This window comes from Bacillus sp. FSL W7-1360 (genome assembly GCF_038592975.1).
Lineage (GTDB): Bacteria > Bacillota > Bacilli > Bacillales > Bacillaceae_D > Shouchella > Shouchella lonarensis.
Map to the genome: position 1 here is coordinate 750,422 of NZ_CP151950.1, position 16,872 is coordinate 767,293.

A 16,872-nucleotide genomic window follows, 5' to 3' on the forward strand; every position below is an offset into this window, starting at 1 on the left:
ATGGTCATGTTTAAAAGTGTCGCAGCGCTCGTGGAAGTAGCTGAATCAACAGGGAAACCGATTTCTGAAGTGATGATCACACAAGAAATGGATGTAACAGGGTTAGCCCGTGAAGTGATTATGGAACGGATGCGTGTGAACTTAGAGACGATGGAAAAAGCTGCGCAGCGCGGTATTACAGAAGATGTTGAATCTGTTTCTGGTCTGACAGGTGGCGACGGGAAGAAACTGATGGCATACATTGCGGAAGGCAACGCAATTGGAAGTGAGGTGACGCTTGGAGCAGTTGCTCGGGCAATGGCAACGAACGAAGTGAATGCAGCGATGGGGACAATTTGCGCAACACCGACAGCGGGATCAGCAGGCGTTGTGCCAGGTGTGTTGTTTGGTGTTGAAGAAAAATTACGGCCAACGGAAGAACAAAAGCTGGCATTTCTTTTTACAAGTGGCGCGTTTGGGTTTGTGATCGCCAACAACGCCTCAATCTCAGGTGCAGCAGGTGGCTGCCAAGCAGAAGTCGGCTCAGCGACAGGGATGGCTGCTGCAGCACTCGTTGAATTAGCAGGTGGCACACCCCAACAATCAGCGGAGGCAATGGCCATCGCACTAAAAAATATGCTCGGTCTCGTTTGCGATCCGGTTGCTGGCTTAGTGGAAGTGCCGTGTGTCAAGCGGAATGCAGCAGGCGCATCGCTTGCGATCACTGCTGCGGATATGGCGTTAGCCGGTATTACAAGCCGGATCCCGTGTGATGAAGTGATCGCAGCGATGTATCGGATTGGACAAACAATGCCAGAGACATTACGAGAAACAGGTGAAGGCGGACTTGCGGCAACCCCGACCGGTCGCGCGCTGGAAGCAAAAGTATTTGGTACAAAGACACCGACTTCTCCTTGAATCTTGCAAACGTACCTGTAACAGAGGTGAAAGGGGTTGGGGAGGAGAGCGCAAAACAATTGGCAGCGTTAGGCGTGACGTCTATCGCTCATTTGCTTGCATACTTTCCCTTTCGTTACGAGGACTATGAACGAAAAAGCGTTACCGAAGCCAGGCATGATGCACGTGTAACAATGGAGGGTGTCATTCAAGATACACCGTCGATCCGCTATTATGGACGTAAGAAAAACCGGTTGACATTTCGGATGTTGACAGAGGATGTCCTTATATCCGTCACACTATTTAACCGCGCGTTTTTAAAAAGTAAACTGACGATCGGTAGTGCAGTGACAGTGACAGGGAAGTGGGATCAGCATCGTTTGGCTTTGACAGCAAGTGAATTGCAACTGGGGTTGAGTCAGCGTGATGAGGAGATGTCATCTGTTTATCATGGTGCCGGGAAATTGACGAGTAGAGTGTTGCACAAATGGATGGTAAACGCTTTAACACAATTTGGTGAGCACATTGTTGAGCCATTGCCATTCACATTGCGAGAAAAATATCGCCTCATCGACAAGCGTAAAACGATTGAATTACTACATGTGCCAGAAAGCCCAGAAGCTGTCCGGCAAGCACGACGTCGCTATGTCTATGAAGAATTTTTGCTGTTTCAGCTGAAAATGCATGTGGCGAAAGCGCGGCAACGACAGGCAGAGGAAGGTGCATCACTAACGATTGTGCCAACAGCAACGGATAAGTTCCTTCATTCGCTTTCGTTTACTTTGACAGAGGGGCAACAACAAGCGTTGAAAGACGTGTTCGCAGATTTACGTGCGCCTTATCGAATGAACAGGCTATTACAGGGCGATGTTGGTTCTGGGAAAACAGTTGTCGCTGCCGCATGTATGTTTGCGGTTGCCAATACAGGAAACCAAAGTGCGTTAATGGTGCCAACAGAGATTTTAGCAGAGCAACATAGTGCGTCGTTGCAAACCTGGTTTGCTCCATTTGGACTTGAAGTCGTGTTGCTTGTAGGTTCTCTTACGGCAAAGCGCCGACGAGCAGCCTTAGCGAAGATCGAGTCAGGCGAGGCAGCAATTGTTGTTGGGACACATGCACTCATTCAAGAAACGGTTTCATTTCACTCACTTCGCTTTGTTGTCATTGATGAGCAACATCGGTTCGGTGTCGCCCAGCGGAGGTTGCTAAGAGAAAAAGGCGTACATGCGGATATGTTGTTTATGACCGCGACCCCGATCCCACGCACGCTTGCAATTACAGCGTTTGGTGATATGGACGTCTCGGTTTTGGCAGAGCTCCCTGCAGGACGAAAGCCAATTGATACATATTGGCTGCAGCCCGATCTTTTACCACGAGTGCTCGGATTTATGGAGAAAGCGTTGCGCCAAGGCGAGCAGGCATATGTCATTTGTCCACTCATTGAAGAATCAGAGCAGCTAGACGTGCAAAACGCGATGGATCTTCATACGCAGCTTGTCCAGCATTTTGCGCCTAACTTTGAAGTTGGACTCATGCATGGACGTTTGGCGGCATTTGAAAAAGAAGAAGTGATGGATGCATTCGTAAAAAATGAAGTCCAAATACTCGTATCGACGACGGTCGTTGAAGTTGGCGTGAACGTACCGAATGCGACAGTGATGGTCATTTATGATGCCGACCGATTCGGGTTGTCACAATTACACCAGTTACGCGGACGCGTTGGGCGTGGAGAAGCGAAATCGACGTGTGTCTTACTTGCTGCGCCAAAAACAGAAGTAGGGAAAGAACGGATGCGAATGATGACCGAAACAAATGATGGCTTTGAATTGGCAGAGAAGGATTTAGCTATTCGTGGACCAGGTGATTTTTTTGGCGCAAAACAAAGTGGTCTGCCAGATTTTAAACTTGCTGATGTGACACATGATTATCGGACATTGGAAGTCGCGCGTCAGGATGCTGCAGAGATTGTCTCAACAGGCGCACTATATGAAGATGAAGCTTATAAGGAATTGTTAAACCTCTTAACGGAAGAAGGGGTTTTTACTGAAACAAAACTAGACTAACGCTTGCCACGGGTGACCAATCATTATATACTAGTCTTAGTACCTAGTCACATTATTTGTTAAAAGCAAGAGAAGGGTCATCGGACGGGTGATATGAGGATGAGACAAAAAAAGCAACTACGCCAAAAAAACTTGTAGAAACGTTAGCGCAAAATCCTTTTATGACCGATGAGGAATTAGCGGCTTATTTCTCGGTGAGCATTCAAACGATTCGGCTTGACCGACTCGAACAAAATATACCTGAATTACGCGAACGCATTAAAGACGAAGCGATTCGAAAACGGGATACAGTTATTGCCTTACACCCAGACGAAGTATTTGGGGAGATTGTCGACTTGCAATTAGATGAACATGCGATCTCCATTTTTGATGTTGGCAAGGAGCATGTATTTGCGCGTAGCGGGATTGCGCGTGGGCATCATTTATTTGCGCAAGCGAACTCCCTCGCTGTAGCGCTCATCAATGAGGCGCTCGCTTTAACGGCAAAAGCGCACATCCATTTTACAACGCCAGTGAAAGAAGGATCGCGTGTCATTGCCAAGGCGGTTGCTTGTGTGGATGATCAAGGACGCACGCTTGTGACGGTGACAAGTCGCGTGCAACAAGAGATTGTGTTTAAAGGTGAGTTTTTCATGTATCGTGGGACGGTATCGTCACCTGAAGAAGAAGGGGGAAACGATGATGAGACTCGTGATTGATGCTATGGGTGGCGACCATGCACCTCGTGCGCATGTCGCTGCAGCAGAACAAGCGATTGCCGCATTTCCATCATTGCAAGTAACATTGATTGGAGATGAAACGGCGATCCGTGCTCATTTACGTGATGAAACGCGAATCACCATTGTACATACAGATGAGCAAATTGAAGATACAGACAAGCCGACGACGGCTGTCCGACGTAAGAAGCAAGCATCAATGGTGCTTGCTGTCCAAGAGGTGAAAGAAGGGCGTGCAGATGCATGTATTTCTTCGGGCAATACAGGCGCGTTGATGACCGCAGGGTTACTTTATGTTGGAAGACTGAAAGGGATTGACCGTCCAGCATTATCGCCGATGTTGCCGACACAGGATGGAAAAGGATTTTTACTTTTGGATGTCGGTGCCAATATGGACGCCAAGCCGGAGCACTTGTTACAATATGCAATTATTGGTGATGCGTATATGAAACGGGTGCGCGATGTTGCTAAGCCGCGAATTGGTTTGCTCAACGTTGGTTCAGAAGCAGGTAAAGGAACAGAGCTAACGAAAGCAGCCTTTTCCTTGCTAGAAAACAGTGATTTACATTTCGTTGGTAACGTAGAAGCACGTGATTTGCTTGACGGGGTGTGTGATGTCGTTGTATGTGACGGATTTTCTGGCAACCTTGTTTTAAAGTCAATTGAAGGCACCGCAAAGATGATCTTTGCGATTTTAAAGCAACAGTTAACGAGCACGTGGTCAGCCAAACTTGCAGCCGGGGTATTAAAACCTCACTTCAAGGAAATCAAAGCAAAATTAGATTATGCTGAGTACGGCGGGGCTGGTTTATTCGGATTAAAGGCACCCGTCATTAAAGCGCACGGCTCTTCAGATGCACAAGCGTTGTTTCATGCCATTCGCCAAGCGCAGCTAATGGTTGAACAACAAGTTGTACAAGTCATTCGTGAAAATTTACCAGAATAAGGTGATACCATGACGAAACGAGCGTTTTTGTTCCCTGGACAAGGGGCACAAAAAGTAGGAATGGGACAGGAACTGTTTGCAACGGAAGCAGAAGCACAAAATTTATTGCATCAAGCAGATGAAATACTAGGTTTGTCTTTGTCAGCAATGATACTTGATGGGCCGGAAGAAGATTTAAAGCGTACAGCCTACGCTCAGCCGGCACTCGTAACAATGAGTGCGGCAGTGTTGTCACTGTTCCAATCCGCTGGCATTCGAGCCGATTACGTTGCCGGTCATAGTTTAGGAGAATATAGTGCGTTATTTGCGAGTGAAGCATTTTCTTTTCAAGATACCGTGCGACTTGTGCACGAGCGTGGCAAATTGATGGAGCAGGCCGTACCAAACGGTCAGGGGACAATGGCCGCAGTATTAGGACTAGAACAAGCAACACTTGAGTCGATCGTGGCACAAGTGTCAAATGGGAATGAAGTTGTTGAGCTTGCTAACTTGAATTGTCCGGGTCAAATTGTCATTTCCGGGACGAAAGCAGCAGTGGAAGCAGCAGGTGAGAAGGCGAAGGAAGCGGGGGCACGCCGGGTGATGCCGCTGGCAGTGAGTGGGCCGTTTCATTCATCATTAATGAAACCTGCCGCAGAAAAATTTGCGCAAGTATTGGCAGAAACAGATGTAGCAACATTACGTACCCCGCTAATCTCAAATGTTAGTGCCGACGTGGTGACATTACCAGAAGTTGTCCGCACGCAATTGGTGGAACAAATTTATTCCCCAGTTCGATTTGAGGAAAGTATTCGGCGGATGATTGCCCTTGGGGTGGATACGTTTATTGAAATTGGTCCAGGAAACGTGCTTACCGGTCTTGTCCGCAAAATCGACCGCAGTATGAACGCATTTTCCGTACAAGACAAAGCTTCGTTTACAAAAACAATGGAAGCATTATCCTCTTAAAAGGAGTGAAAAGCATGTTGGAAAATCAAACGGCGATTGTCACCGGTGCATCGCGGGGGATTGGTAAGGCCATTGCACTCGAATTAGCAAAGGCAGGAGCAAATGTTGTTGTAAACTATGCTGGCAGCGAGGCACGTGCAGCTGAAGTGGTAGCTGAGATTCAAGCTTTAGGGAGAGAGGCTGTTGCTTATCAAGCGGATGTGTCACAAAGCGAACAAGTGACAGCGATGATTAAAGATACATTAGCACAATTCGGTAAAATTGATATTCTCGTCAATAATGCAGGGATTACACGGGACAATTTGCTCATGCGTATGAAAGAACAAGAGTGGGATGAGGTATTGGACATCAATTTAAAAGGGGTCTTTCATTGCGCGAAAGCAGTGAGTCGGTCGATGATGAAGCAACGCTCTGGTCGCATTATTAACGTTGCTTCCGTTGTGGGTGTCATGGGGAATACTGGACAGGCAAACTATGTTGCGGCGAAAGCAGGTGTCATTGGTTTAACGAAATCGCTGGCACGGGAACTTGCCGCCCGCAATATTCGTGTCAATGCTGTTGCGCCCGGTTTTATTACAACAGAGATGACAGATAGCCTTGGGGAAGACATTCAGACACAATTGCAAGCACAAATTCCCCTTGGAACATTGGGAGAACCAGAAGATGTTGCGCGTGTTGTCCGTTTCTTGGCAAGCGAAGATGCATCGTATATGACAGGACAAACAATTCACGTGGATGGTGGCATGGTGATGCCGTAATCGGAGGTCAAAGGAAGTTTATAGTGAAGAGGGTTTTAACTTCTGACTTCTGTATTCCGGTCTAGTATGTTACAATGCTTTTGGTTGTTACTTTGAAAGGGGGTGAATGTTGTGTCAGATACATTAGATCGGGTAAAAAAAATCGTTGTTGAACATCTTAATGTAGAAGAATCAGAAGTGAAACTTGAAGCTTCTTTCAAAGAAGATTTAGAAGCGGACTCACTTGATGTTGTTGAGCTTGTCATGGGACTTGAGGACGAGTTTGAGCTGGAAATTGCTGATGAAGACGCAGAAAAGATTGCTACAGTTGCAGATGTTGTGGATTACATAGAGCGCAACAAGTAATCATCCAGAGATTCTAGACCAGAAACCAGAAGTCGGGGTGGGGGAAGTTCTTCAATACCACTACCTCTGATCTCTGGTGACTGATTTCTTTACGCTGGGAGCGTGTCCGCCTTATTAATGAGGCGGGTTTTAATGTTTCATAAAAGAAAAGGTTTTGATACAATTAATAGAGAATTTGTTTGTTGTGCACAAAACAATGTAGGGGGTGATATAATGGGCCAATCTGAAAAGTTTCAAAGGAGAGCAAAGACATTAAATCCAAGGCGAATCATTTTAGACAAGCAGCAAAAAGTATTATTTACAAATTTACTCGATCACCTTGGACTGACATTTAAACAAGAATCAGTGCTCATTCAAGCATTTACCCATTCTTCCTATGTGAATGAGCACCGAATATCTTCTTATAATAACGAGCGGTTAGAGTTTCTAGGTGATGCAGTGTTAGAATTAGCTGTATCGCAATATTTATATAGAACCTATCCGAGTATGAGCGAAGGCGATATGACTAAATTGCGGGCATCAATTGTGTGTGAGCCCTCATTAGCTCAATTTGCAGAGGAGCTACAATTTGGTCAACTTGTCTTACTAGGAAAAGGAGAAGAAGTTACAGGTGGACGTACAAGACCAGCGCTTTTAGCGGATGTATTTGAAGCTTTTGTTGGGGCACTATACATTGATCAAGGATTAGAAGCGGTGTTCTCGTTTTTGACACAGACGATGTATCCTAAGATTAAAGAAGGTGCTTTTCACACAAAGGTAGATTTTAAAAGTCAGCTACAAGAGCTTATTCAACAAGATAACCGTGGGAAGCTACAATATGTCATTATCCACGAACGTGGTCCCGCCCATGACCGGGAGTTTGTTTCTGAAGTTCGTTTGAATGAAGAGGCGATTGGAACGGGTTCAGGTCGCTCCAAAAAAGAATCAGAACAATTTGCGGCAAAAGAGGCGCTTGCTCAGTTAAACAAACATCTACGCTAGCACGCCTATAGAAAGAAATGCGCCAAAAAATTTGAGGAGAAATAAAAAAGGAGGCGATCGCACGCTTCCTTTTTTCAGGTCATTAATTTGATGTACCTCTCAATTGACCTAGTTCTTGGACAATCTCATCTAACTCATGGATGGAAAAAGACGGTTGTCTCATAATGTGTGCATGTAAATCTCGTAAGTCGTCATGGTGCGCAGTGCTGACAGCATCAGCCTTAATGACGCTGGCATTGACGATATTTAGCTTCTTTTTAATATCTGACAACATCGCATCAACTTCTTCAACGGTATATAATTGTGTCAAATGTCTCATCTCCTCTGTCGGACAATACTTATACGATAACATGAAATGAGACAGGGTCCAACAAAAAAATGTGTGAGTTTTGGAAGTGGAGAGAAAGTGAGGAGGAGTGTATGTTCCTCAAGCAATTAGAAGTAAAGGGATTTAAATCTTTTGCTGCAGCAATGACGATTGAATTTACACCGGGTCTGACGGCGGTTGTCGGTCCGAACGGGAGTGGAAAAAGTAATATTGCCGATGCGATTCGCTGGGTACTAGGAGAACAGAGCGTACGGTCATTACGAGGTGCGCGCATGCAAGACGTCATTTTTGCTGGTAGTGACACGAGAAAAGCGGTCAATGTCGCAGAAGTGACGTTAGTATTAAACAATGATGAAGGCCGTTTACCGCTCCCGTATCATGAAGTCAGTGTCACTAGGCGTTTGTACCGTTCGGGTGAGAGCGAATACTTGCTAAACCGGCAGCCGTGTCGCTTGAAAGATATTACGGATTTGTTTTTAGATTCAGGACTCGGTCGTGAAGCGTACTCGATCATCGGTCAAGGGAAAGTTGAAGAACTCTTAAGTAGTAAGCCAGAAGATCGGCGCGTCATTTTTGAAGAGGCTGCCGGCGTGTTGACATATAAAACACGAAAGAAAGAAGCGTTGAAGCGATTAACACAAACTGAGGAAAATTTGTTGCGTGTGACGGATGTGTTAATAGAATTAAATGAGCAAGTGCAGCCATTAGAAGAGCAAGCGGCCATCGCGAAAGAGTATATTCATTTGAGTGATACGTATCGCGCGCTTGATATTCAAATTCTCGCGCATGAAATGGGGGAATTACATACCGATTGGACGCAAGCATCTGCGCAGTTGTCGGCAATAAAAGGACAACTGGACGTGCGACAAGTAACATTGGCAGAATCAGAACAAACATTGCGCAAGTATCGCGATGAACATGAAGCGTTACAAACGCAGTGGCGAGAGACGCAAAATGAATTGCTTACGGTGAGTGAAGCACTCGAAAAAAATGAAGGTCTGAGGAATGTGCTGGTAGAGAGAAAAAAGCATGCTGAGCAAAGTGGCGAGCAATTGCGCGCCACGATGGCGACACAAAAGCAGCACATTCAGCAGTTGAAAGAAAAACTTGCTAAATTACTTGCGGATCGTAAACAACTACAGGATCAGCTTCAAGAAATGGCATCCACTTTGCATGAAGTAAAACAAGCGTTGTCGTTAACAGAAAAAGATATTGAGCGTCAAATTGAAGATGCGAAAAGTGACTATATTGAGCGGCTGAATGAGCAGGCATCATTGCGTCATGAGAAACGCTATTTAACGGAGCAACAAAATCAACGTACCCGTAGTTCGCGTCGAACGACCGAAGCTCAGGAAAAGTTACAAGCTGAGCACGAAAAGCTGCAGGCGCGGTTGCGCGTATTAGAAGACGAACATACAGCGCTTGCGACCGCATATGAAGCGGCCAAGCGTGCAACCGCGCATGCGTTGGAAATGGAAGAAACCGCGCGGACCCGTTTCTATAAACAAGAAGCAACTTTGTATGAGGCATACGGCACCGAGCAAAAAATAAAAGCAAGACAAGAAGCGTTGCAAGAACTGGAAGATGCCCACGCTGGATTTTTCCATGGTGTAAAAGAAGTGTTAAAACAACGGGAAAAGGGATTGTCTGGTGTCGTTGGTGCGGTGGCAGAATGCTTGCGTGTGTCGAAGCGGTTTGAGACAGCGATTGATGTAGCGCTTGGCGCCCAAATGCAACATATCATTGTGCAAGATGAACATTCGGCACGGACGGCAATCAACTTTTTAAAGAAAAACCGTTTAGGACGCGCGACCTTTTTGCCACTGGCGACGGTTCAAGGTAAAACGATGCCGGAGCACGTCCATCATGCGCTTGCACAAACAGAAGGTTTTCTCGGACTGGCATCGGCACTCATTACGTATGATGTTACTTACGAAAAAGCAATGCAGCATTTACTTGGGACAACGGTGATTGCGGAGGACTTGCCAGCAGCAAACCGGCTCGCAAAAGTTGCCCGTTACCGGTTTCGTATCGTTACGCTCGCGGGTGAAGTGGTGAGCCCGGGTGGTGCAATGACCGGTGGGAGTTTGAAACAAAACCAGTCTTCAATCTTGCAACGTAAGCGTGAGCAAGAAGAATTAAAGCAACAATATGAGCAGGTGCAACAAGAAATTACGCGTTTAGAGCAACAAGTGAAGCAACGAGCAGCAGCAAAAGCACAACACCAACAAACGTTGCAGGAATTAAAACGGACAGAGGAAGCGAAGCAGCAAGCGTGGCGTGCAAAAGAGGATGAGCTTGCGCGTGTACGTGAAGAGGTGCGTGCGCTGACGCAAGAAAAAGCGCGTGTTGATCGACAAAACGAAGAGAGAGACACAGAAGCGCGTGCCGATCAACAGCGTCTACAGCAACTAGCTAACTCCGAACAGGAACTAGTTGTAAAGATTCAAGCAGTGACAGATAAGATCGCTGCCCTTGAAAAGCAACGGGCAACGCAGCAACAATCAAAAGAAACGTTGCAGGCGAAGCAAACAGAGTTGCGTATTAAGCAAGCTGAATGCAAACAACAATTGCACCATGTTGACACGCACATAGAGGAAGTACGTGAGTCACTTGCGCAAGTGGAGCAAGCGTTAGCTGTGAATGAAGAGGCGGATGCTTCGCACGGTCGGAACCATGACGCACAAACGGAATCAGAAACGACACTCGCCCAGAAAATTGCTGCGGGCGCGCAACAGAAACAAACATTGACAGCACAAGTTACAGCGTTAGAGGCAAAACGAATTGATTTAAATGAGCGCTATGCTGCGCTAGAGCAGGCCGTTCAGGAGGAACAAGCCGTTTATGCGCGTTTGCAAGCCGAGAGTCAAAAACTAGATGTCCATGTGAACCGCCTGGATGTTGACCTTGATTATCGTTTAAACCGACTCAGTCAAACGTATGAATTATCATATGAAGCAGCGGTCGAAGCATATCCGCTGAGCGGTAACATTGATAAAGTCCGAACAGAGCGCGCACTTGTGGAACGTTCACTTGACGAAATTGGACCAGTGAATACGGGCGCGATTGAGGAATATGAACGGGTCCAAGCACGTGTGTCCTTTCTTACAGCGCAGCAAGAAGATTTACAGGCAGCGCGCGTGTCTTTAGATAAAGCGATCGCAGAAATGGATGAAGAAATGACACGACGCTTTAGTGAAACATTTGCGCGGATTCGTGGCCACTTCCAAGATGTGTTTAAACAATTATTTGGTGGTGGCGACGCCGACCTCCTGTTGACAGCACCACAACAACTACTGGAAACCGGCGTGGAGATTATGGTGCGTCCACCGGGAAAAAAGCGGCAATTACTTGCTCTCTTATCAGGCGGGGAGCGTGCGCTCACGGCGATTGCCTTATTATTTGCGATGTTACGGGTGCGTGCGGTGCCGTTTTGTGTACTGGATGAGGTAGAAGCAGCGCTTGATGAGGCGAATGTCAGTCGTTTCGCGCAATACTTGCATACGTTGGCGCAAGAAAATCAATTCATTGTGATCACGCACCGAAAAGGAACAATGGAAGAAGCGGACGTGCTCTATGGGGTGACAATGGAGGAGTCTGGTGTATCGCGGCTTGTTTCGGTTAAACTGGAAGAGACGGCGCAATTCATAGAAAGCTAGGAGGAGATAGACATGAGTTTTTTTAAGAAGCTAAAAGAAAAAATGACGAAACAAACAGTGGAAGTGACGGACAAATTTAAGCATGGTCTCGAGAAGACGAGAACGAATTTTTCTGAAAAGATGAATGCCCTCGTTGCCCGGTATCGAAAAGTAGACGAAGATTTCTTTGAAGAACTAGAAGAACTTTTTATTGGTGCTGATGTCGGCGTCACAACGGTGATGACGCTCGTAGATTCATTGCGAGAGGAAGCGAAGTTACGCAATTTAAAGGAGACGAAAGACTTATTGCCGATGATTTCAGAGAAGCTCGCTGCGCTACTAGAAAAAGAAGGTGATGATTTATCACTACATTTTGAAGAAGAAGGCTTGACGGTGTTTCTCGTTGTCGGTGTGAATGGTGTCGGGAAAACGACGTCGATTGGAAAGCTCGCCCATCGTTTGACGCAGGAAGGCAAGTCTGTTGTCCTTGCAGCCGGTGACACATTTCGCGCCGGAGCGATTGAACAATTGGAAGTATGGGGTGAGCGCGTAGGCGTCCCTGTTATTAAGCAACAATCGGGGTCAGACCCAGCAGCTGTCATGTATGATGCGATTCAGGCGGCGCGGGCCCGTAAGGCAGATGTGCTCATTTGTGATACAGCCGGGCGTTTACAAAACAAAGTGAATCTCATGAATGAGCTAGCTAAAGTGAAACGTGTCATTGAACGTGAAGTGCCTGGGGCACCACACGAAGTGTTGCTCGTGCTTGATGCCACAACGGGGCAAAATGCGCTATCGCAGGCGAAAATGTTTGGCGAGACGACAGATGTGAGCGGGCTCATTTTAACGAAACTAGATGGCACCGCAAAAGGTGGTATTGTCATGGCGATTCGTCAAGAGCTAGACTTGCCAGTGAAGTTTATCGGATTAGGAGAACAAAAAGATGACTTACAGCCATTTTGTGCGGAGCAATTTGTTTATGGATTATTCAAAGAGCTGGTCGAGGAAGAGGGAGCGTAACTTTCATACTTGCTGTTAAGAAAAAAACTTGACAGAACAATATTGATGCGGTAGTATATGTATTCGTAGACGAATCGTCTAGTGTTCTAAATGGCTTTCTTTGTGAAGTACCTTGGCACATGGATATGACTGAACAAGGGGCGGATCACTTGCTTGATAAAACATTACGCATGAATTACTTGTTAGATTTTTATCAGTCCTTGTTAACGGAAAAACAGCATCAGTACATGTCCTTATATTATTTAGATGACCTCTCACTTGGAGAGATCGCTGAGGAATATGAGGTAAGCCGACAAGCTGTTTATGACAACATTCGCCGGACAGAAGTGATGCTTGAGGAATATGAAAGAAAGCTTGGGTTACTCGCAAATTCTATACGACGTCGCGAACTGTTGGCTGAGTTACGTGTCGCAATGGATGAAAATCGCGGACGAGCAACCTATGATGCGATTATAGACCGCATTGGGCGGCTTGATTCATAACACACAGCACGCGTTCAAGGTGAGAAGATATTTGCCAAGGAGGCGATTACATGGCATTTGAAGGACTTGCCGCACGCCTACAAGAAACATTAAAGAACATCCGCGGCAAAGGAAAAGTAAGCGAGCAAGATGTCAAGGACATGATGCGCGAAGTTCGACTCGCTTTACTCGAAGCAGATGTGAACTTTAAGGTCGTAAAACAGTTCATTGCTAATGTGAAAGAAAAAGCACTCGGGCAAGAAGTGATGAAGAGTTTAACACCTGGTCAACAAGTCATTAAAGTTGTGAATGAAGAGTTGACAGCACTCATGGGCACCGAACAAAGCAAGATAGCGGTAGCTAAAAAGTCACCAACGGTTGTCATGATGGTCGGTTTGCAAGGCGCAGGAAAGACGACGACGACAGCAAAGCTAGCGAGCCATTTAAGGAAGCAACATAATCGTAACCCGCTACTTGTTGCCTGCGATGTATACCGCCCAGCAGCAATTCAGCAATTGCAAACGCTTGGGAAACAAGTTGAGATGCCTGTCTTTTCACTAGGAGACAAAGCAAATCCAGTGGATATTGTCAAACAAGCGATGCAGCAAGCTGAAGCAGAGCATCATGACTATGTCCTCATTGATACAGCGGGGCGCTTGCACATTGATGAGACGCTGATGACAGAGCTTGCTGACATTAAATCGATGGTTCAACCGGATGAGATTTTGCTCGTTGTTGATGCGATGACGGGACAAGATGCTGTCAATGTCGCTGAGGCATTCCATGAGCAACTTGACGTCACTGGGGTCGTATTAACAAAGCTTGATGGTGACACGCGCGGAGGTGCGGCGCTCTCTATTAAAGCAGTGACGAACACACCGATTAAGTTTGCAGCAACAGGTGAGAAAGTGGACCAGTTTGAGCCATTCCATCCTGACCGTATGGCTTCGCGGATTCTTGGCATGGGCGATGTCCTTTCATTAATAGAGAAAGCACAAACGCATGTTGACGAAGAGAAAGCGCGTGAGCTCGAGAAGAAATTAAGGTCAATGGACTTTACATTTGATGATTTTCTTGAGCAACTTGATCAAGTGAAAAGCATGGGACCACTTGAAGATTTGCTAGGCATGATACCAGGGATGAACAAAGCCAAAGGGTTGAAAAACTTGAAGGTGGACGATCAACAACTTGTTCGTGTCGAAGCAATCGTCCGATCTATGACCCCACTTGAAAAGCAAGATCCAAGCGTCATTAATGGTAGTCGCCGTCGCCGGATTGCAAAAGGAAGCGGGACGACAATTCAAGATGTCAACCGTCTACTTAAGCAGTTTGAAGATATGAAGAAGATGATGAAACAAATGAGTGGCATGCAAGGCGGAAAAGGGAAAAAGAAAAAAGGTTTCCCGGGTATGAAACTCCCATTTTAAAGAAAAATCTTGTCCTCTTCTGTAAGTTTGTGGTATGATTAAAAATTGTGGTTAATTATTTTTGGAGGTGTACAGCAAATGGCTGTAAAAATTCGTTTAAAACGTATGGGTTCAAAAAAGGCACCATTTTATCGTGTTGTCGTAGCAGATTCACGCTCACCGCGTGATGGTCGCTTTATCGAGGAAATCGGCACATATAATCCGGTTGCTGAGCCAGCACAAGTGAACATTAAAGAAGAAAAAGCACTTGAGTGGATGTTAAAAGGCGCTAAGCCATCTGACACAGTGCGTAACTTGTTTTCAAAAGCTGGTTTAATGGAAAAGCTCCATAACGAAAAAAATAGTAAGTAGTAAATCTTCCTAAAGGAGGGTGTCATGAAAGCTTTAGTTGAACATATCGTACGATCAATTGTTGATCATCCAGAGGACGTTCAAGTTGAAGAAGCTCATGAAGAGAAAGTGCATGTGATACGCCTTTTTGTACATCCCGACGACAAAGGAAAAGTGATTGGAAAACAAGGAAGAACGGCAAAAGCCATCCGCGCCGTTGTGCACGCAGCTGCAACAGGGGGACAACAGCGACGGGTGCGCTTAGACATTGTCGAGTAGCAATCAAAGGGCGGGGAATACCTAGCCCTTTTTTGCGTATTTTAAGGAGGGACGAATAAAGATGAGGTTTGTTAAGCCTGTCAGAGTGAAACACATTTTGACAGAACAAAAAAGACAAGAAATTACAGATAAATTCACTGCACGCCGGCAAAGATTTCGGCACGAACAAGAACAGTTAAAGTTTCAATTACAAAAAGCGTTACGCGATGCTAAAACGGCAGGGCGTCAAGATGAGTTACGCCATCGCTATAAAATGGAAATTGCTGATCGGGAAAATCGCTTAGAGTTAATGGATTTTAAAGAAGAGCAATTGCGTATGTTACCACTTGGGGCTGAGCTCGACATGGGTACGACCGACATGATTGTTGATTTAGAAGTAGGTGACCGTTGGATTGATGGCGACAAATCGCTTGCCGTTGTAATTAAAGATGGTTATATTCACGAAATAAAAGAAACGGAAGTAGACGATGCATATGAAGAAGAAGATGAACTGGTTTAGTGTAGGGCGACTTGTCAATACCCACGGTGTTCGGGGCGAAGTACGGGTATTGTCTCACAGTGACTTTACCGATGAACGTTACAAACAAGGGACGGAGTTAAAGGTGGCCGATACACCCGACGGGCAAGGGACGATGGTGAAAGTGGCGTCTCATCGTGTGCATAAACAGTTTGATTTACTTACATTTGAGGGATATGACTCGTTACAATCGGTCGAACCATTTAAAGGCATGCAATTGTACGTATCCGAAGCGCAATTGTCGGAATTAGCTGAGCATGAGTATTACTATCACGAAATTATTGGCTGCGCTGCCATTGACGAAGAAGACGGGACAGTGCTTGGGCAAATTGATGACATCATTGAAACAGGAGCAAATGATGTGTGGGTCGTTCGCCGCGACGGAAAAAAGGATTTACTTTTGCCGTACATTGAATCGGTTATCAAAAACGTTGATGTGGAAAAAAGACGTGTGTACGTCCATGTGTTAGAAGGGCTAGACGAATGAAGATTGACATTTTGACGTTATTTCCCGAGATGTTCACCGGGGTATTTGGCTCGTCGATGTTAAAACATGCGAGTGAAAAAGGACACGTTTCTTTTCGGACCGTCGATTTCCGGGAGTACGCTGCAAATAAGCATAAAAAGGTGGATGATTATCCTTACGGTGGTGGCGCGGGGATGGTCCTTTCTGCCCAACCAATCTTTGATGCGGTGGCAGCTTTAAAAGCGGGATTGTCGCATGAACCACGCGTCATTTTACTCTGTCCGCAAGGCGAGCGTTACACACAAGCGAAAGCAGAAGAATTAGCACAAGAAGCGCATCTCATTTTTTTATGCGGGCATTATGAAGGTTTCGACGAACGGGTGCGGACACATGTTGTGACCGACGAATTATCAATTGGCGACTATGTGCTTACAGGCGGAGAGCTTGGGGCGATGGTCATTGCCGATAGTGTGACTCGCTTACTACCAGGTGTATTAGGAAATGAGGAATCTGCGGTGACGGACTCTCACTCAACAGGCTTGCTTGAGCATCCGCAATACACGCGTCCAGCTGATTTTCGTGGCTTAAAAGTACCGGATGTACTGTTATCGGGTCACCATGCAAATATTGTGAAATGGCGTAAAGAGCAAGCACTGAAGCGGACATTGGAACGGCGCCCCGATATGTTACAACGTTATTCTCTTACGGAACAAGAAGAAGCATGGATAAACGAGCTGACAGAAGAGGAATAAAGGGAAAAAGGGAGAGAGCGA

The 16,872-nt window shown here is 46.0% G+C and carries 17 protein-coding genes and 1 pseudogene; 17 read left to right on the forward strand and 1 reads right to left on the reverse strand.

What is annotated here, in order from left to right; translation table 11 throughout:
• Positions 1 to 6: 6 nt before the first annotated feature.
• The 8 genes and pseudogenes from sdaAA (at position 7) to rnc (ending at position 7,633) form a co-directional block, all read left to right on the forward strand.
• Complete coding sequence (gene sdaAA / locus NSQ26_RS03720) at positions 7 to 897, forward strand: L-serine ammonia-lyase, iron-sulfur-dependent, subunit alpha (RefSeq protein WP_090776177.1); 891 nt, start codon at positions 7 to 9, stop codon at positions 895 to 897.
• Positions 894 to 2,939: an ATP-dependent DNA helicase RecG gene (gene recG, locus NSQ26_RS03725; RefSeq protein ID WP_499719196.1), complete on the forward strand. Its 2,046-nt coding sequence runs from the start codon at positions 894 to 896 to the stop codon at positions 2,937 to 2,939. The genes sdaAA and recG overlap by 4 nt, the downstream gene beginning before the upstream one ends.
• 99 nt (positions 2,940 to 3,038) lie before the next feature.
• Positions 3,039 to 3,637 (forward strand): annotated as a pseudogene (gene fapR, locus NSQ26_RS03730) (transcription factor FapR).
• Positions 3,621 to 4,601, forward strand: a complete 981-nt coding sequence (gene plsX, locus NSQ26_RS03735) for a phosphate acyltransferase PlsX (RefSeq protein ID WP_499719197.1) — start codon at positions 3,621 to 3,623, stop codon at positions 4,599 to 4,601. Before fapR ends, plsX begins: the two are co-directional and overlap by 17 nt.
• 9 nt (positions 4,602 to 4,610) lie before the next feature.
• Positions 4,611 to 5,549, forward strand: coding sequence for an ACP S-malonyltransferase (gene fabD, locus NSQ26_RS03740; RefSeq protein ID WP_499719199.1), 939 nt, complete (start codon positions 4,611 to 4,613; stop codon positions 5,547 to 5,549).
• A 14-nt stretch (positions 5,550 to 5,563) separates the two neighbouring features.
• Positions 5,564 to 6,307, forward strand: a complete 744-nt coding sequence (gene fabG, locus NSQ26_RS03745; RefSeq protein ID WP_499719201.1) for a 3-oxoacyl-[acyl-carrier-protein] reductase — start codon at positions 5,564 to 5,566, stop codon at positions 6,305 to 6,307.
• Between the two features lie 111 nt (positions 6,308 to 6,418).
• Positions 6,419 to 6,652, forward strand: coding sequence for an acyl carrier protein (gene acpP / locus NSQ26_RS03750; protein ID WP_499719203.1), 234 nt, complete (start codon positions 6,419 to 6,421; stop codon positions 6,650 to 6,652).
• A gap of 213 nt (positions 6,653 to 6,865) precedes the next feature.
• Complete coding sequence (gene rnc, locus NSQ26_RS03755) at positions 6,866 to 7,633, forward strand: ribonuclease III (protein ID WP_499719204.1); 768 nt, start codon at positions 6,866 to 6,868, stop codon at positions 7,631 to 7,633.
• An 82-nt stretch (positions 7,634 to 7,715) separates the two neighbouring features.
• On the opposite strand, the gene NSQ26_RS03760 is transcribed toward rnc, so the two are convergent.
• Positions 7,716 to 7,943: a DUF1128 domain-containing protein gene (locus NSQ26_RS03760; protein ID WP_499719205.1), complete on the reverse strand. Its 228-nt coding sequence runs from the start codon at positions 7,941 to 7,943 to the stop codon at positions 7,716 to 7,718.
• Between the two features lie 110 nt (positions 7,944 to 8,053).
• On the opposite strand from NSQ26_RS03760, the gene smc reads away from it, so the two are divergent.
• The 9 genes from smc (at position 8,054) to trmD (ending at position 16,851) form a co-directional block, all read left to right on the forward strand.
• A complete protein-coding gene (gene smc / locus NSQ26_RS03765; protein WP_499719206.1) occupies positions 8,054 to 11,620 on the forward strand; it encodes a chromosome segregation protein SMC in 3,567 nt (1,188 codons plus the stop codon).
• Positions 11,621 to 11,632: 12 nt separating this feature from the next.
• Positions 11,633 to 12,619, forward strand: a complete 987-nt coding sequence (gene ftsY, locus NSQ26_RS03770) for a signal recognition particle-docking protein FtsY (RefSeq protein ID WP_499719207.1) — start codon at positions 11,633 to 11,635, stop codon at positions 12,617 to 12,619.
• A gap of 125 nt (positions 12,620 to 12,744) precedes the next feature.
• Complete coding sequence (locus NSQ26_RS03775; RefSeq protein ID WP_499719973.1) at positions 12,745 to 13,101, forward strand: putative DNA-binding protein; 357 nt, start codon at positions 12,745 to 12,747, stop codon at positions 13,099 to 13,101.
• 50 nt (positions 13,102 to 13,151) lie between these two features.
• A complete protein-coding gene (gene ffh / locus NSQ26_RS03780; RefSeq protein ID WP_499719208.1) occupies positions 13,152 to 14,507 on the forward strand; it encodes a signal recognition particle protein in 1,356 nt (451 codons plus the stop codon).
• A 78-nt stretch (positions 14,508 to 14,585) separates the two neighbouring features.
• A complete protein-coding gene (gene rpsP, locus NSQ26_RS03785) occupies positions 14,586 to 14,858 on the forward strand; it encodes a 30S ribosomal protein S16 (RefSeq protein ID WP_090776076.1) in 273 nt (90 codons plus the stop codon).
• A 24-nt stretch (positions 14,859 to 14,882) separates the two neighbouring features.
• Positions 14,883 to 15,116, forward strand: a complete 234-nt coding sequence (locus NSQ26_RS03790) for a KH domain-containing protein (RefSeq protein ID WP_090776077.1) — start codon at positions 14,883 to 14,885, stop codon at positions 15,114 to 15,116.
• A gap of 61 nt (positions 15,117 to 15,177) precedes the next feature.
• Positions 15,178 to 15,615 carry a YlqD family protein gene (locus tag NSQ26_RS03795; RefSeq protein ID WP_499719209.1) on the forward strand — a complete coding sequence of 146 codons (438 nt, stop codon included), beginning with the start codon at positions 15,178 to 15,180 and terminating at the stop codon, positions 15,613 to 15,615.
• Positions 15,590 to 16,120 carry a ribosome maturation factor RimM gene (gene rimM / locus NSQ26_RS03800; RefSeq protein WP_499719210.1) on the forward strand — a complete coding sequence of 177 codons (531 nt, stop codon included), beginning with the start codon at positions 15,590 to 15,592 and terminating at the stop codon, positions 16,118 to 16,120. Before NSQ26_RS03795 ends, rimM begins: the two co-directional genes overlap by 26 nt.
• Positions 16,117 to 16,851, forward strand: a complete 735-nt coding sequence (gene trmD / locus NSQ26_RS03805) for a tRNA (guanosine(37)-N1)-methyltransferase TrmD (protein WP_499719211.1) — start codon at positions 16,117 to 16,119, stop codon at positions 16,849 to 16,851. The genes rimM and trmD overlap by 4 nt, the downstream gene beginning before the upstream one ends.
• Positions 16,852 to 16,872 lie beyond the last annotated feature (21 nt).

Excerpts from the sequence above, each read along its gene's own strand:
- sdaAA (WP_090776177.1), top strand. The coding sequence starts at position 7 with ATGTTTAAAAGTGTCGCAGCGCTCGTGGAAGTAGCTGAATCAACAGGG.
- plsX (WP_499719197.1), top strand. The coding sequence starts at position 3,621 with ATGAGACTCGTGATTGATGCTATGGGTGGCGACCATGCACCTCGTGCG.
- fabD (WP_499719199.1), top strand. The coding sequence starts at position 4,611 with ATGACGAAACGAGCGTTTTTGTTCCCTGGACAAGGGGCACAAAAAGTA.
- fabG (WP_499719201.1), top strand. The coding sequence starts at position 5,564 with ATGTTGGAAAATCAAACGGCGATTGTCACCGGTGCATCGCGGGGGATT.
- rnc (WP_499719204.1), top strand. The coding sequence starts at position 6,866 with ATGGGCCAATCTGAAAAGTTTCAAAGGAGAGCAAAGACATTAAATCCA.
- smc (WP_499719206.1), top strand. The coding sequence starts at position 8,054 with ATGTTCCTCAAGCAATTAGAAGTAAAGGGATTTAAATCTTTTGCTGCA.
- ftsY (WP_499719207.1), top strand. The coding sequence starts at position 11,633 with ATGAGTTTTTTTAAGAAGCTAAAAGAAAAAATGACGAAACAAACAGTG.
- NSQ26_RS03775 (WP_499719973.1), top strand. The coding sequence starts at position 12,745 with ATGACTGAACAAGGGGCGGATCACTTGCTTGATAAAACATTACGCATG.
- ffh (WP_499719208.1), top strand. The coding sequence starts at position 13,152 with ATGGCATTTGAAGGACTTGCCGCACGCCTACAAGAAACATTAAAGAAC.
- rpsP (WP_090776076.1), top strand. The coding sequence starts at position 14,586 with ATGGCTGTAAAAATTCGTTTAAAACGTATGGGTTCAAAAAAGGCACCA.
- NSQ26_RS03790 (WP_090776077.1), top strand. The coding sequence starts at position 14,883 with ATGAAAGCTTTAGTTGAACATATCGTACGATCAATTGTTGATCATCCA.
- NSQ26_RS03795 (WP_499719209.1), top strand. The coding sequence starts at position 15,178 with ATGAGGTTTGTTAAGCCTGTCAGAGTGAAACACATTTTGACAGAACAA.
- rimM (WP_499719210.1), top strand. The coding sequence starts at position 15,590 with ATGAAGAAGAAGATGAACTGGTTTAGTGTAGGGCGACTTGTCAATACC.
- trmD (WP_499719211.1), top strand. The coding sequence starts at position 16,117 with ATGAAGATTGACATTTTGACGTTATTTCCCGAGATGTTCACCGGGGTA.